General features: G+C 42.7%; 13 protein-coding genes and 2 pseudogenes. 4 read left to right on the top strand and 11 right to left on the bottom strand.

Going from position 1 to position 16,366, the window contains the following annotated elements; all coding sequences use genetic code 11:
* Positions 1-63: 63 nt before the first annotated feature.
* From L1D11_RS13375 to L1D11_RS13345, 7 genes are all read right to left on the bottom strand, one after another.
* A complete protein-coding gene (locus tag L1D11_RS13375) occupies positions 64-1,059 on the bottom strand; it encodes an alcohol dehydrogenase catalytic domain-containing protein (RefSeq protein ID WP_239862564.1) in 996 nt (331 codons plus the stop codon).
* 32 nt (positions 1,060-1,091) lie between these two features.
* The gene (locus L1D11_RS13370) at positions 1,092-1,862 is read right to left on the bottom strand and encodes an SDR family oxidoreductase (protein WP_239834659.1); all 771 of its coding nucleotides are present in this window, start codon (positions 1,860-1,862) and stop codon (positions 1,092-1,094) included.
* A complete protein-coding gene (hisD, locus tag L1D11_RS13365) occupies positions 1,863-3,167 on the bottom strand; it encodes a histidinol dehydrogenase (RefSeq protein WP_239834658.1) in 1,305 nt (434 codons plus the stop codon). It abuts the gene before it with no gap.
* A 162-nt stretch (positions 3,168-3,329) separates the two neighbouring features.
* Positions 3,330-4,646 carry a TRAP transporter large permease gene (locus L1D11_RS13360; protein ID WP_239834829.1) on the bottom strand — a complete coding sequence of 439 codons (1,317 nt, stop codon included), beginning with the start codon at positions 4,644-4,646 and terminating at the stop codon, positions 3,330-3,332.
* Between the two features lie 10 nt (positions 4,647-4,656).
* A complete protein-coding gene (locus L1D11_RS13355; RefSeq protein ID WP_239834830.1) occupies positions 4,657-5,172 on the bottom strand; it encodes a TRAP transporter small permease in 516 nt (171 codons plus the stop codon).
* A 291-nt stretch (positions 5,173-5,463) separates the two neighbouring features.
* Positions 5,464-6,618 (bottom strand): TRAP transporter substrate-binding protein, encoded by a 1,155-nt coding sequence (locus L1D11_RS13350; protein WP_239834833.1) that lies wholly within the window; start codon positions 6,616-6,618, stop codon positions 5,464-5,466.
* Positions 6,619-6,672: 54 nt separating this feature from the next.
* A complete protein-coding gene (locus L1D11_RS13345; RefSeq protein ID WP_239834834.1) occupies positions 6,673-6,936 on the bottom strand; it encodes a hypothetical protein in 264 nt (87 codons plus the stop codon).
* Between the two features lie 339 nt (positions 6,937-7,275).
* Between L1D11_RS13345 and L1D11_RS13340 the strand changes: the two genes are divergently transcribed.
* Positions 7,276-8,361 (top strand): LacI family DNA-binding transcriptional regulator, encoded by a 1,086-nt coding sequence (locus tag L1D11_RS13340; protein ID WP_239834765.1) that lies wholly within the window; start codon positions 7,276-7,278, stop codon positions 8,359-8,361.
* A 246-nt stretch (positions 8,362-8,607) separates the two neighbouring features.
* A complete protein-coding gene (locus L1D11_RS13335; protein WP_239834766.1) occupies positions 8,608-9,789 on the top strand; it encodes an MFS transporter in 1,182 nt (393 codons plus the stop codon).
* Between the two features lie 108 nt (positions 9,790-9,897).
* Here L1D11_RS13335 and L1D11_RS13330 read toward each other — a convergent pair.
* Both L1D11_RS13330 and L1D11_RS13325 read right to left on the bottom strand, forming a co-directional pair.
* Positions 9,898-10,812: pseudogene (locus tag L1D11_RS13330) on the bottom strand (DMT family transporter).
* Between the two features lie 233 nt (positions 10,813-11,045).
* Positions 11,046-12,782 (bottom strand): SgrR family transcriptional regulator, encoded by a 1,737-nt coding sequence (locus tag L1D11_RS13325; RefSeq protein ID WP_239834007.1) that lies wholly within the window; start codon positions 12,780-12,782, stop codon positions 11,046-11,048.
* Between the two features lie 91 nt (positions 12,783-12,873).
* Between L1D11_RS13325 and L1D11_RS13320 the strand changes: the two genes are divergently transcribed.
* A complete protein-coding gene (locus tag L1D11_RS13320) occupies positions 12,874-14,139 on the top strand; it encodes an MFS transporter (protein WP_239834006.1) in 1,266 nt (421 codons plus the stop codon).
* Positions 14,140-14,256: 117 nt separating this feature from the next.
* On the opposite strand, the gene L1D11_RS13315 is transcribed toward L1D11_RS13320, so the two are convergent.
* Positions 14,257-15,150, bottom strand: a complete 894-nt coding sequence (locus L1D11_RS13315) for a DMT family transporter (protein ID WP_239834005.1) — start codon at positions 15,148-15,150, stop codon at positions 14,257-14,259.
* 123 nt (positions 15,151-15,273) lie between these two features.
* Between L1D11_RS13315 and L1D11_RS13310 the strand changes: the two genes are divergently transcribed.
* Positions 15,274-15,756, top strand: coding sequence for a MarR family transcriptional regulator (locus L1D11_RS13310; protein ID WP_004737459.1), 483 nt, complete (start codon positions 15,274-15,276; stop codon positions 15,754-15,756).
* 90 nt (positions 15,757-15,846) lie between these two features.
* Here L1D11_RS13310 and L1D11_RS13305 read toward each other — a convergent pair.
* Positions 15,847-16,284: pseudogene (locus L1D11_RS13305) on the bottom strand (heme-binding protein); the annotation flags it as partial.
* Positions 16,285-16,366 lie beyond the last annotated feature (82 nt).

The raw sequence follows: 16,366 nt of genomic DNA, 5'->3' as shown, positions 1-16,366 counted from the left end.
TTAAAGGTTGTTATTTAGGCACCACTCAAATGCCACCCTCAATTTCTCTCTTAAAAGTCAGTTCTATTGGCATTTCAATACGATTTTTGCTGCCGACGTTTTGCCTTGGTCTAGGTCTTTAAAGGCTTGTGCTCCCTCGCTAAGATCTCGGACTTCCACCCAACTTAAGTCACCCAGTGCACCGCTATTCAGGGCATGCACGGCAGCAATCATGTCTATTTGAGTATAAGAAAAAGAACCGACTAGGGTGATTTCGAATAAGGTTAATTTTCGCATATCGAATTCTCCGACGGAGTCTTGTAACCCAACATGGACAATTACGCCGCCAGGCAATACCGCATCGATAGCAGTGTTTCGAGTGATACCGGCTCCGACAGCATCAATGACTAGATCAAATGTATTGCTATCTATGGTGTTATCAGTTGATGGATTATGTGTCTTACAGACTCTTGTCTTTGACGCTGTCTTTAATCGTAAGTCATTGGTATCACTTATAACGATTTCTTGGCAGCCTTTGCTTTTAAGGAACAAGGCTATCAGTAGGCCAATTGAGCCTGCACCAATGATTAAAGCACGTCCTTCGCTCAATGAGCGAGAGGACAGCTTTTCCGCTAACGCGACGCTGTGTAAGGCTGTCGCGGCTGGCTCTGCTAACGCAGCATGAACCGATGTCATTCCTTCGGGAACCTTGATCAGATTTTGTTGTGGAACCAATGTAGATTGCGCAAGCGCACCTGGCTGAGATAAACCGATCGCGGTCCTTTCGATGCATAAATTCTGTTTACCTATTTGGCAGGAAGGGCAATGGCCACACGTTATTAGTGGGTTAATAACGACACGCTTACCTTTAAATATGCCTTGTGTTGCAATTCCGCATGCTTCATGCCCAAGAATTAATGGTGGAACCCTTCTTGGATCATGGCCATGATAGGCATGCATGTCAGAACCGCAAATACCTGCAGCCTCAATATCGACTACGACATGCCCAATCCGATAGTCTGGTGTGGGTTCGTCGCGATACGTCATTTCATTTTTTTTTGTGTATACAAGAGCTTTCATTCTATCCCTCATTGGCTTTATCCATTTATCAGTTATTTCGCGGTAAATCCGCCATCAACATACAATATTTGTCCGGTTACATAATCTGATGCTGACGAGCTGAGGAACAATAATGGTCCGTCTAAGTCTGTCAGCTTGCCATTGCGTCCGAGCGCAGTTTGGGAAGCTAATTTGGCAATGTGTTCGGGCTGACTAAACACCTCCTCCGTTAATTCGGTTGGGAAAAATCCGGGAGCGATTGCATTACAAGTGATACCAAAACAGGACCAAGCTTCGGCCATGGCTCTTGTCATTTGCGCGACGCCGCCTTTAGACGCCCCGTAGGGTAAGCTATTAGCAAAAGCACGTTGTGACTGAAGAGAGGCAATATTTATGACCTTCCCCCAACCTTGATTTTTCATTGCTGGCATAAATGCACGAGCAACAAAGAAAGGGGTCTTTAGGTTGATGTTAAGAGTTTGGTCCCAACTTTCTGATGTTATTGCATCGATGGGTTCTCTAAGGTTAACGCCAGCAGCGTTGACGATGATATCAGGTGGTCCAAAAGGCTCGCTGGCAGATTTAACTATGTCGTCTAATTTGGATAAATCACTTAAATCTGCGACTAGTGCTGACGCGTTTCCATTCAACGAGCGAATAATATTAACGGTTTCATTTAAAGGTTCAGCTCTACGAGCAACAACTATGACTTGAGCACCTGCTTTTGCTAAAGTGATAGCCATCGCTCGCCCAATGCCTGAACTGCCTCCAGTAACGAAGGCAACTCGGTCGGCTAAATGGGTTGTATTTAGCAGGCTATCCATCTATTTGTAATCCAAATTAAAGGTTTCTTGTGGGAAGTATTTGGCCAAACGTGCGTCTCCTGTGCGAGCATGAGCTTCCATACCTTCAAGGCGAGATATACGTGCGGTAACGGCAGCAACTTCACGGTTAGCCTCCGGTGTCAGGCGTTGATAAGAGCAGATTTTGACAAATTTACTGACAGAAAGACCACCAGTATAACGGCCAGCGCCCTTTGTCGGTAAGATATGGTTAGGACCTGAACACTTATCACCAAAGGCAACAGTAGATTCTTCACCGAGGAAGAGCGAACCGTAATTAGTGAGGTTGTCTAACCACCATTGGAGATCCTCGGTCTGAATTTCAAGGTGTTCTGACGCATACTCGTCGCTCACTTGAACCAATTCTTCGCGTGTATCACAAAGAATAACCTCACCGTAATCACGCCAAGATACTTCGGCTGCTTCACGTGCCGTAGCAGGTAGTTCAGCGATTAACTCAGGGATACGAGCCATGACTTTTTCGGCCATTTTAGGGCAGTCGGTAAATAACCATGCCGGTGTATCAAAACCATGTTCGGCTTGCCCAACGAGATCGACTGCGACAATTTCTGGATCAGCGTGAGTATCTGCTATTACTGCAATTTCTGAAGGCCCTGCAAACATATCGATACCGACACGACCGTATAACTGGCGCTTAGATTCGGCGACGAATCGATTACCAGGTCCGACCAAAATGTCAGCTTTATTACCAGTAAATAAACCATTGGCCATAGCTGAAATAGCCTGAACACCACCGAGAGCCAAGATGTGGTCGGCTCCACATAGCTTCATTGTGTAGAGAACGGCCGGATTCATGCCTATGCCAGCTCGAGCTGGTGAGCATGCTACAACATTTTTAACCCCAGCGACTTTTGCAGTGGTAATACTCATGATTGCAGAAGCGACATGAGAATAACGACCACCAGGCACATAACATCCTGCGGTATTCATTGGGATCAGTCTTTGGCCAGCAAACAAACCTCGTGAAAGCTCCGTTTCGAATTCTGAAATAGATGCTAACTGTGCTTCAGCAAACTTACGAACACGGTCATAAGCAAACTGAATATCATCTTTAATTGCTTGAGATAGCGAAGCTTCTGCTACCGCAATTGTTTCGTCTGAGACTAAAATCTCTCCATCATAGTTGTCCAAATTTTTGGTGTATTGGATGACTTGTTCTTCACCATTTAAGTCAATATTTTTCAGCATATCGGCCACAATGTCTTTTACATCGCTTTCTCCAGTTGCTGCGGTTTTAGTTGCTTTTTTAATGTATTGAATAGCCAAGATGTATCTCCTTAAAATTAAAAATAGGGTGTTTATTTTCGTTTGATTAGACGTTTTATTAATAATAATTAGTTGTAAAACTTAAATAGTTAAATAGTTAAATAGTTAAATAGTTAAATAGTTAAATAGTTAAATAGTTAAATAGTTAAATAGTTAATCGTTTTATGTTATTGCCCAAAGTGATAACTCGGGTACGAAGGCGAGAATTAACACAACGCCTAGCATGGAAAAAACATATGGAATGGCATATTTTGCTACACTCAATACAGGTGTATTGGTGACGCCAGATACAACAAATAAGTTCAAACCTAATGGTGGAGTAATAAAACCAACGCCTAAAGCCGAAACCATCATGATACAAAAGTGGATATCATCCATCCCTACAGAGCGAGCGAGTGGCAACAGTATAGGTGACAAAACTACGATATTGGGTGTGGTTTCCATGATGCAACCTGCCAGGATTAATATTCCTATCATAAGAAGCGTCAGATAAGTCGGGTCTTCTGTGATAGACGTCATCATATGAACGAAATTATCTGGAATCTCTAGTACGGCCAGTGTTTGTGCTAATGGTAAAGAGAGCGCGATAATCGGTAGGATAATGCCATTGACCTTAGCTGAGCTATGCAACATTTTAGGGAAATCTCGCCAACTCAGTGTTCCTTGCATAAAACCAATAGACATACCAACGACAACTGCAACTCCTGCAGCTTCTGTTGGGGTAAATAGTCCAGAATAGATCCCGCCTAAAATGATAAAGGGTATTACTAGAGCGTAGCGTCCATCGTAGACCGCTTTGAGCCATAGTTTTAATGAAAATCCAGTTCTGCTGTTTTCGTACCCATTAAGTCGATTGACGACTGCGTTAGTTGCCATAATTGAAACCATTATCATGACGCCAGGCACGGCTGCAGCAAGGAATAAAGTAGAAGCAGATATCCCTAATATTAGCCCGATAATAATGTAGGCAATCGATGGTGGAATAAGAATGCCAGTACAAGAGCCTGCGGCAACAAGAGCACCAGCGTAAGCTTTTGGATAACCTCGCTCAACCAAGCGATGTACTGTCATGCGGCTCACTGCTGCGGCACCAGCAGCATCAGATCCCGAAATACAAGCGAAAAACCCGCAACCCAGTACCGTGGCAGTACCTAAGCCGGAACGTGCACCACCTGCTGTTGCTTCTGCAACATCTAGTAGCCGATTTGATAATCCAGTTCTGACTAAAACATCGCCTGTTAAGATAAACAGCGGTATTGCAATCAATGCAAAAGCGTCAATACCATCAAACAGGGACTCTCCTAGCAATGATATCGGTAGGACATCAGTCATGAGCAACATGCCAAGCGTACCAAGGCCTAATACTACCCATATAGGAAAGGCAAGTACGACCATAATAATCATTGCGATTACAGGAATATAAACACCAGCCCCGATGACAAAGTCCGCGCTTTCTTGTGGTAAATAATAATTCGTCATTTTTTTTCTCTTAGTCGATTATGCTATCGCCTTCAAATACGTCACGGTTCGAAATTAAATCGGAAATATCTCGTTTCATCGACTGTATCAGTCGTATAATAATGAGGCTAAACCCAAAAGGGACAGCAGCAAAGAACCAATATTGACCAATTCTTAATCCATGAGTTACCGATTCATACTTTATAGATGTTAAAACGGGGTCTGTAGACACCCATAATGCAACACATGCTAGAATTAAAGTGGAGAAATCAGATAAAATATAAAGAATAGCTTTTCCACGATTCGGTAACATATTTAATATTACGTTGATTCTAATATGAGACCGGTTTTTAACGGCAAGAGCAGCTCCAATCCAAGCAAGGTAAATAAAACTATATCTCGCTACTTCTTCTCCCCAAGATGAAGAGTAACTGAGTGCAAATCGCCTAATAATCTCAGAAACAATAGTTGTTACGATCATCGAATAGAAAATCAAACATAACCACCGCTCAAAATTACTATCTATTTTAGTAATAAACGATTTCATACTAACCTCAAATGTTGACAATCCACTTTAATTATTAAAACTAGCAATGATGATTTTAGGGTAAATAATTAATTCTTAAATTTACAGTCGAAAGAGTTGATATTCTTTCTTTTGCCTATCTTTAGAGTGAAATTAAAAATTTTGCATCATTGTATTTTGTGAATAAATTAATATGGCTATCCGTTATTTAACGGTATCCACGTACAATGTGGACAGTTTGGAATACCCCCGCCAAAGGCGGGGCTAACAGGGTTTGATGATATACATCAAGCCGAATTATATTTCACTTACTTAAATGTCATGTACGTAATAACGTCCTCTCGTATTCGCAGCCTCATGTAACTTGTCAAAAACTTCCAATGAACCAGCGAGTTCTTTCTTAGTATCAGTCCAAATCGGAAGTTGGTGTCCAGAGGCCTGTTTCCATTGTCTTATCTCATCCTCAGTAGGCGAGTAGAAGTTAATACCTTTCTTACTGAGTTCAGACATTGAGTAAGCTCGTGCTGCAGGCACCTTAGCTAAATTCTGATGGGCGGTTATTTCACTTGCCATTTCGATACCTTCTTGAACATCTTTAGGTAGGCTGTTGAACCATTCCAAGTTACAAGAGTAAACTTGAGAATCTGGAACGGCACGAATGAAACTAACCGAGGAAAGTACGTCTTTGAAACCAAAAATATTAAGTGCTTCAACAGAAGGATCTAGTGCTTCAGCAACACCTTGTTTGATTGCTGATGGTGTTTCCCCCCAAGCGATTGGAGTCGGGTTTGCTCCTAGTTGGCGATAGAATTTCTGAAGTATTTTAGAACCAGAAACTCTAAACTTTATACCTTCCATTTGATCTGGTGTTTTAACAATGGTGTTTTGACCTGTTCGCATTGCGACCACTCTAGGATCAATACAAACATACCAAAGTGCTTTGAAGCCACGAGCCTCTAGCTTCGGGTCTACATGGGATTTCCAAACATCGGAGTTGACCAAGTTAGTAAATTGTTGGTTTTCACCACACCAATAAGGGATGTTGATTAGGTCAACTATTGGGGCAAAAGAAGAGAAGTTAGCTAAAGAGTGTTGAGCTGCCTGTATAGTACCTTGTTGAACTTTTTGTGCTAATGCCCCCCCTACACCAAGTTGACCCCCAGGTGCCAATTTCACATAAACTTGACCGTTGGTCATATTCTGTATGTTCTCTTTAAAATCCAATTGCATAATTGGATAGCTTCTAGAGGCTCCTAGGATATAACTGGTTGCGATCGTCATCGTGTATTTTGCGGCTTTTTGTCTTTCTTTCTCTTCTCGAGAAATGGCTGCTGCGGCTTCTGGCGTATAGAGGGCGCCTGCTGCTGTCGTCATTAGTGCTACGGTAAAACCAAATTTACCCGTTGTTTCAAAAAACTTACGACGTTCTGGAGACTCAATTGAGTCACTGGACTTTAGTGATTTCATTGCACTTCCTTATGGTTGAGTAGATATATTCTTCTACTCATTGTTAGTGAAAAGTTAGCTTTCATCGTTCAAAAGAATAAAAATCATCCCGGCAGTTACTGCGGCAAATAGAAACGCAGCTTCATATAGGTCAGTAAGGTGGATGGCATCAAAATCAAAACGAATCGATGCGACGCCGAGAAGTATATTTGTCAAAAAAAACAAAAAAAACAGCGCAGACGTCACCAGTAACTCTTTGTGATGCGTGTTTTTTAACTCAACCTCAGTTACTAGATCAGCGGCTTTGGGGCTAACTGATTGTTTCGCGTCTGAGTTCATATGTACTCCTAGCAAGTTCCAAGCGGGTGCAGTGAATAGCAGCCCTTCCCCTTATTAATGAGTTGTTAACATAAATATAACAACTAAGGTTATTATTTAACCAAACATTAAAATAGTCAAATGCAAGCGCTTACATTTTTTCTTTTATTGAGAATAATGTTATTTACATCACACCCTTTAAATGGAAATCCAATGTATAGTTCCCAACAGTAATAACGTGATATAGTTAGAAGGCTTACAAGTAAATAACAGACATAATAATTTAATATAAACAATATCTTATTGGATTTTGTTGATGTAGGAATAGATAGGGTTTCAAGGTGTACACTATGATTTTTGATGGTTTTTTTACAAAGTATTTTTTTTATGAAAGAATGTAATCGCTTACTAATATCACCAAAAGCAAAGAAGGTAACGCTTTCTGATGTCGCGAAAGCGGCTGGGGTTTCTACCGCAACTGTTTCACGAGTTGTTAACAATAAAGGGTCGGTAAAAGAAAAGCTTAAACTTCATATTGAACAACAAATCCAACTTCTCGGTTATGTGGCGGACGGAAGCGCGAGAGCGTTAGCGTCAAATAAAAGTAGGATGATCGGTGCAGTGATACCAACGCTCGAAAATGCAATTTTTGCTTCAGGAATTAATGCTGTCGAGGCGGTTTTGAAGAAATTCGGATATACACTGCTTGTTGCTGTATTCAATTACGATCAACACAATGAATTGGCACAGATCCGGTCTTTAATGGAGCAAGGTATTGATGGTTTACTTCTAGTTGGTAATGATCATCTCCCAGAGACTTATGCTTTGCTAGAGCAACGCGAACAGCTTTTCGTGAACACTTGGGCCTTCGAGAAAAACAACCCGTACCCATGTGTTGGTTTTGATAACAAAGCAGCAGCAAAGCAAGTGGCTCAACATCTCATCGAGCTTGGACACACTAAGTTTTCCGTTGTTTCTGCTTTGCAAGTTGGTAACGATAGAGCCAGAGGTCGTATCGCTGGAGTGATTGAAGCGCTCGCGGAGCATGGTTTACAGCTCAAGGAGCAAGACATTGTTGAAGCTAAACTTGACATTTGGAGTGGTCGACGAGCCACTCAATATCTTCTTAATAGACCGCTAAAAGAACGTCCAACCGCTATTATTTGTACGAATGATGTTCTGGCGTTTGGATGTCTGATTGAGTGTCAGCACTTAGGCGTTGAAGTGCCGAAACACATCTCTGTAACGGGGTTTGATGATCTTCCTCTGGCGGAGCATTTACAACCTAGTTTGACAACGGTACATGTCCCCAATACCCTAATGGGTAAGCAAGTTGCGCAGTTTTTAATAGACACTATAACAGGAGATGTTCGCGCCGAAAGTTTCGAAATACCCACACAATTTCTCATTAGAAATAGCACGGGAGCTCCCCCTAGTAATGAGTAGGAATAACTAGGTAAACACATATAAAAAAGAGAGAACCCTAAGCTTCTTTTTCCTGCTCTGGTTCTAAAAGTGGGAAGACAGTGTCAAGTCTAGTTAGAGTGCAGCGCCCTCGTGTAACATTTCTGGGGTACACGAGACTGGTTTAGAACGAGGTGAGTGGTTAACCTTTCATGAAAGCCTTAACGGTTTGTTGATCGCCATAAAACCGGCGTATGATACTGGACTACCATTTAGGATTTGGCTGCTATGAGTACATCGAAGGCGAACTGGAAAACGTCGCAAAATTTTTTATTACTGATTTCGATTGTTGTACCGATCGCGTTTTCGAGTTGGATGGCTCTGTTGAATAACTTCGTGATTGAAAAAGCGAACTTTGATGGTGCTGATATTGGGTTACTACAAAGTGTGCGTGAGATCCCCGGGTTCCTTGCGTTTACCGTGGTATTTGTGTTGGCTTTTATACGCGAGCAGCGCTTGATGCTGGTATCACTGGTGATGTTAACTGTGGGTACGGCGATAACGGGTTTATTTCCTTCACTCACAGGCCTGTTGTTGACTACGATTTTGATGTCGACTGGCTTCCATTATTTTGAAACGTTAAAGCAGTCTTTATCACTGCAATGGTTGAGAAAAGAAGAAGCGCCAGAGATGTTGGGTAAAATGATCTCGGTTGGCGCACTGGCCTCGTTAATCACTTATGCTTTTATTTGGGTGATGTTAGAGCAACTTAAATTCGACTTCGTTTGGGTGTATGGGATTACGGGGGGCATCGGTTTTATTCTGGTTTTGGTGATGATCTTTGGTTTTCCTGAATTTCAGACCAAGACTCAACAGAATAAGAAGTTGGTACTGAGAAAGCGTTACTGGCTTTATTACGCATTAACGTTTATGAGTGGAGCAAGACGACAAATCTTTACCGTGTTTGCAGGCTTCTTGATGGTAGAGAAGTTCGGTTACTCAGCTGCTGAGATAACGCTATTGTTCTTAATCAACTACCTATTTAACTTCTTGTTCGCGAAACGTATTGGCCGATTTATCGGTGTGTTTGGCGAGCGCAAGGCGTTGATCTTCGAGTATGTTGGCTTGATCGGTGTATTCGTCGGGTATGCTTTAGTACAAACGGCGGAATGGGCGGCAGTATTGTATGTTGTCGACCACCTTTTTTTTGCTTTAGCTCTAGCAATCAAAACTTACTTCCAGAAGATTGCAGACCCGGCAGATATGGCATCAACAGCTGGTGTCTCTTTCACCATTAATCATATTGCCGCGGTTGTTATTCCAGTCGCATTTGGTGTTATTTGGTTATCGTCCCCTGCAACGGTTTTTTACACTGGTGCGGTGATGGCGGCGGTTTCTTTGGCGTTATCTTTAAATATTCCTAAAAAGCCTGAAGAGGGCAACGAAGTTCGGTTGTTTAGCTGGCGCTAAGTTGGTTTCAATCTGATGAGATAAACAAAAACCTTCAATATTGATATTGGTGTTTTTTTATATGTGTTAGGTCGAGAGATCTAATCGATCAAATAGGTTCCAGTAGGATTAGCTTCGTACGGTTTTTAATCCTGTGCGTAGCTTGAAGATGCTCTTCGGTGCTTTAGTTAGCAGGATGCCACAAAGCAGAGGGAGCATCATAAGCAGTGACTGTTCAGATAGAACTTCACCATTGATGTAGCAAGAGATCAACAGTGCAACCAGTGGGAAGATAAGGAAACAAATGGATGCTTGGAAAGGTGTCGACACCTGACCTAGTTTGAAGTAAGCCACAATACCGCCGACACTCGCTACAAAACCTAAGTACACGACTGCCGAGATAGAATCCCAAGTGAAAGATTCTACGTTCACGTTCTCACCAACTGCCGATACAGCAAACAAGAAAATCGCAGCAATGAAACTTGGAACAGCGTTGTAAGTCAGTACTTCGATGCCTTTACAGTGTTTTTGAACTAACACGTACATTACCGCATGAATTGCAACCGCAAGACCTAGGCAAACCGTACCGATAAAGTCGTCATCACCCCCCATTTGCATTTCGTTACCAAGAATCAAGCATAGGCTCACAACCGCAGTCACTAGGCCGAATATTTGATGCTTTGCTAAGCGTAGACCAAGGAACAAACCCGACATCAGCATCACAGCAACAGGCATGTTAGCGAAGATGATCGAAGCCAAACCAGAAGAGATGTATTGCTCACCGTAGATCATCAAAGTGAACGGAATCGCGAAATACATCAGTGCCACAATAAGTAGCCATTGACGCTTGCCCTTAGGGAACAGCAAGGGTTGATTGAAGGCTTTTGCTAATACTGCAAGTATAGGGGATGCAAGTAAAAAGCGCAGTCCAGTAGCAAAAATTGGTGGGATAGAATGCAATGCCACTTCCATAGCGAACTAAGTGGTTCCCCAAATTAAGCAAACAGAGACAAAAAGCAAGATAGTTAGCGACTTCGAATTCATGGTGACTACTCATTAATAATTATTTTAAATCATAGGCTTGTAGCGCCTTAATGACGTGGCACAGTATAAGGAGGTCGTCGGAGAAAAAATTTGTCTTTTTGTCTCTAATTGAAATGAAATTTAGGAAATTAATCTAAAATATAACTATTTAAAAGTAAATCTTTTCACTAATTGATATTTATATAAAGTAATTATTCTTTTTGAGGTTTAATTTAGGTTGATAATTAACCAATTTAGCGGCGCATAGTGATTTGGTTAAAATCAATCCAACCGTTCGCCAACTGCTCCACAGGGTTTACGGTTTTGGCATAATTGAGCCGCTGTTTAACGTGAAATATTGGTCGATAGATTCCGAATGTGATCAATTGCGCTTCTATGTCTAGGAAGAAAGGTTGTCGTTGTTGGTAATCGGTTATTTTCCAAAGCCGTTCAAGGCTTTCATCTCGCCACTGTTTTTGCTCATCAGTGAGGCACACTTCTAATGCGATAGAACTTTGTAGCCACCCCATCCAACTGCTATCGAGGTTATCTGAAAACACTTCGCCGCTAATTAATATGTCTGCATCTTTTAGGTTATCTGGCTGACAAAATTCAGGGAACTCAAGCACTTGGTATTCGCAGTTAAAACCAAGCTCATTCAAAAGCTCACAATGGTGGCGAGCCATTTTTATGTGGTCAAATAGCTGATAGGTTAAGATCTTTAACGGTTGTTTAGGCTTGATAAGTTGGTCAGCGAATTGTCGAGCCATTTGTAATGGGCTTTGGTTATTCGCCGTTTCTATCTTTGGCTGTGTTGATTGATTGGACGTCGATAGCATCCCCGCAGCGTAGCCGACAGTGTCCAGAGGTATGTCTTTCGCGACCCCCAGCAAACGTAGTAATTCACTCAGTGATTTAAGGTGTTGTGGGTTTGATAGCCAAGTGTGTCGATGTGGGTTTATCAAAGCGTACTCGCACCCCTTTTCCCACTGTTCTATTTCGGCAAGCTCATTTGATATGGATGAGTGTTGGTAATGTGGGTGTGAGTGAACAATATCACAGTGCATTTCATAGTCTTTGGCTCTATCACCGACATTCCAAATTTCGATACCGTCTACCCAAGGCCGGTGTCCATGATAGGAGTTGAATGTCTCGAGTTTGGTTAGCCATTCGGACTGTTCCACTAATTTAAAGCTGCCGCTACCAATGATTTTATCTCCTACTTTTTTGGCAACACCTGCGGCGGAGCACGATAGCAGTGACGGAAGGTAGCCAGCGTTAGCATTGATATCGAAACAGAGGTGAAGCGGATCGATAACAGTAATAGCGGAGATGCATTTAAATTGCTGACTATTGTGATGACTGCTGCCTATCAGACGTTGAAAATGTGCTTTGATATCTTGCGCTAGAATTGGTGAACCGTCATGAAAGACTAAGCCTTTGCGTAACGTGAAGTGCCAACGGTGCTCTGTTTGGTACCAATCAATGGCAAGATCACCATCAAACGAGTGAGTCGATTTGTTGAAACGCAATAGGTTACTAAAAAGGTAGCTAGTGATGTGAGCTTCAGTGCGTCGTGTGACCTCAATCGGGTCCAGACTGTGTGTTCCTCGATAAAAAGGGATTTGCAGAATATCTAGTTCAGTCGGCAAGCTTTGATAGCGGCTGATATAACCTAGTAGAAACTGATCCCGTTGTGACTCATCAACCAGATCCAATGCTTGATCAACTTTATTCTCAGAGAGCAATTCATCTATCCGCATCTCAAGCTCACTGTCCAAGTTTTTTAATAGCGTGAGTGTGGGTAGGTTGCCTCTGCCAACTCCCGACTTCCAGTCAACCCAACCTTCGCTGACTAGCTTTTTGATCACCAATTGAGCGTTACGTTTGGTACAACCTAGCGCATTCGTTACTTCAGTTAAAGAGAGTGAAGTCGGTTGGTTAACGAGTACCCGAGAACGTAAAAATGCTAGAGCCTTCCAGTAATACATAAAGGTGAAATCCTTGTTTAATCTTTCTATTTTTCTTCATCTTTTAATCTCGATAATAGAGTTATTCGATTATTTTTAAAAGGAATGAGAAATGGAAAGTGTAAAAGATGCAGGGGCATCACCCTCTATTTGGAAAAGCTCAAGCTTTATTGTTTTGTTCTCAACAGCGTTCTTTGTTGCCTTTGGTACCAAGATTTATGACCTTGCTTTGCCCTTGTTGGTTTACGAGTTGACAGAGTCTTCAGAGATGATGGGTTGGATGAGAGCCGTCGAGTTTTTACCCAACCTACTATTCGCTCTGTTCATCGGTGTTTGGGTTGATAGGTTTAATAAAAAGCAGTGGTCACAATACATGTTGATCGGGCAAGCAGCAGTATTGGTCGTCTCTTATATTGCAGTGAGATGGTTGCCGAACCCTTTGTACGCACTGTTTCCGTGCGCATTCCTGATGATGGCGTTTAACTATGGTTACCACAATGCGCGTATTGGGATGATGAAAAATGTTTTACCTCAGCACATGCAAAATACCGCCACCGCGAGAATGAGTTCTTTGTACAGTTTGTTAGAAACTGTTGGCCCGGTTTTTTCTGGTGGGCTGCTTTTATTGTCTTCGTTACATAACGTGTTTTTGCTTATTGCGGGGATGTATGTGCTAGCATTTTGGCAGCTCAATAAACTGGAATTCAAGCCATCAGCCCCCGTCGCTCAACAGTCGGTGCTGAGCGCGCTTAAAGAGGGTTGGTTGATCTTATATGCGAACAAAAACATGTGGCACATCACCTTGGTCGTGATGGTGATCAATACCACGGGTGCAATTTTCTGGATTCAAGCCATCTATTTTGCCAAAGCTGAATTAGCGCTCAGTCATATCGAGGTGGGTTACTTGATCGCGGCGTCCGGCGTCGGTGGTTTATTAGGTTCTTTTACCGCGGATAAGGTTAGAAAGCGCATCGGGCTTGGCGTGCTGCTTATTTTGTCGATTGTTTTAGAGGCGTTTGGATTCTTGTTCCCTGCATTGCTGAGTCAAAGCTATTTATTGCAAGGTATGACTTCAGCGCACATGGTTGTCATTGAAAAAGGCGTATTGATGATGTCGTTCTTATGGGTGAGTGCGATTGGCGTCTACAGCAGCATTTGTATTTGGAGCTATCGTCAAGAAGCATTCGAGGAAAAGCACCTTGGTCGTGTTGCTGGAATTACAGGGTCTTTGTTTAAACTCTTGATGCCATTTGGTCTGGCTGCTTCTGGATACTTGGTGACAATGTTTGGTTTGCCGGTACTCTTTGTCAGCTGTTTCGTGGCTCAAGTGTTGGCTGCCTTTGGGTTGATGATGACCAAGGTTCGATATATTGATTAGACTTAGACTTAGACTTAGACTTAGACTTAGACTTAGACTTTGGCTTAAGTTTTGTAACGACCATTGATAAATAACGCGCCAGTTTAAGGCGCGTTTTTACAATTTAGTTTGCAGCTTTTACTGCGTAACGGGTTTGATTGTCTTGGACTGTCGGATTGCAAGGATCAGTTGTGGTAGTAGTGACATGATGATCATGCCTGTCATGAGTGAGTATTGTACCGCAGTGAAGGATTCACCCATCAACACCATGCCTGTCACGATGCCAGCTACTGGATTGGCGATGCCACCAAAGGTGAAATCAACCACCGTCATGCGTTGCAGTAGCCATACATACATGCCATAACCTAGCGCTGTGTTTAGCCCAATCACCCAAACTAAGCCCATTGCGTTACGAGTATCGAAATGAGTCACCGCATTTAAATAAGGTTGTGGGTCGATGAAGGCATGAACGCCAGACGCGACAGATAAGATTACACCGCCCAGAATGAGCTGCCATGTCAGTACCTTCCACCAGTGCATGCGATTACCCAGTGATTTGGTAATGCTGCTGCCGATAACGATACACATGATCGCGGCAAACATGGCACCTAAACCGATAGGGTTCAATGCGATTTGACTTGGGTTGAATAGAATCCACGCCAAGGTGACCAATCCAATACCTGACAGGGCTTGAATCAAATGTGGGCGCTGTTTTTTCACTACCCAATGGAAGATCATTGCGAACACAGGCACAGAGATCATACCCACGCCCGAAATCGCTGAAGGCAGGGTCAGTGCCATCACGAAGATCAAACCAAAGAAGGTCGCGATGTTGATCAGGCCTAGAGTGAAAATGATTTGCCACTCGCCTTTTTTCGGCAGTGTTGGTTTTACCGCTAGCAATAACAAACCAGCAGGTAATGCACGCAAAGCACCGAGTAATAGTGGTGGCCACTCCTGTAGCGTAAATTGCGTCACTGCATAAGTTGTTCCCCAAAAGAATGCGGGAATCATTGCTAATAATATGTTCATCTAAAATATCTTTATGTTAAGATAACTATTGTGTGAACTGTATACTGAGAACTAGTGGTTGTAAAGTATCTTTATGTTAAACTAGTTTAAAGTAATCAGACTAATAACGGAGCTAGATTGCAAATGGATGCTATCGACCGTGTTGTAGAGCAATGGGCAAAGGAAAAGCCCGAATTAGAAACTGAGCCTATGGCAATGATGGGCCGGATTATGCGTATTGCCAAGTATATGGAGACGCAAGTCGCCGATCTTCATAAAAAGTACGACATGAAATTGGGCGAATTTGATGTATTGGCGACCTTACGACGCTCTGGCAAGCCATACCGACTAACGCCCTCTGAGCTAATTGGGTCAATGATGCTGACATCAGGTGCGATGACTAATCGTCTTGATAAACTGGAAGCTAAAGGGTTAATCAGCCGTGAGCACAGTAAAGAAGACCGACGAAGCGTCAGCGTGAAATTGACCAAAGATGGTTTAGTTCTGATTGACGAGATGATGACTGAGCATGTCGAAATGCAGAAAAAGCTGGTTAAGTCTTTATCGGCAAGTCAGAAGAAAAACACTAACCAACTTTTAAAAACTTGGTTGAGTGCCTACGAGTAGGTTCGCTTATCTCTTTTTAGATTCATTAAAAAAACCGAAGCATAAGGCTTCGGCTTTTCTTTTTAAGTTATCTCTATTGCTGCTGAAGTAAGCTTGCAGCATCTCGTCACTAAACAGTTCTGCGCAGCCAATTCCATTGATGGCGCAGCTTTCATCGATGTCTGAAATGTCACCGCTGACACCAATAGCACCGAGTACCGTTTTATCCTTGTCTCGAATCAGTAAGCCCCCTGGTACTGGCACCATGTTTCCGTGTGCGAGTACGTTCACCGCGGAGATAAATGCTGGCCTGTTGTCTGCATCTTGGGCGAGTTTTCTTGAGGAACACCCTAGTGCGAGTGCGCCCCAGGCTTTAGCAATGGCGATGTCAGGTCGCATCATGCTGGAGCCATCTTGACGTTGCAGAGAAATCAGTTTTCCACCGCTGTCTAACACAGCAACAGTGAGTGGCTCTGTGTGAATCTTTTTGCCTGCTTTAAAGGTACCATCTATAATGGTTAACGCTTGTTGTAGAGTCAAACTTCCCATGTTATCTCCTAATTTTCAGGGGCTTGGCTAATTCAAGCAGACCAAAATCAGTGTTTATTGATCTGTTTGAATCGCCGCAAGA

It is taken from the genome of Vibrio sp. Isolate32, from assembly GCF_022397955.1.
Taxonomy (GTDB): Bacteria; Pseudomonadota; Gammaproteobacteria; order Enterobacterales; family Vibrionaceae; genus Vibrio.
The sequence above is the reverse complement of the archived record's forward strand: the minus strand, read 5'-3'. Positions and strand labels throughout refer to the sequence as shown.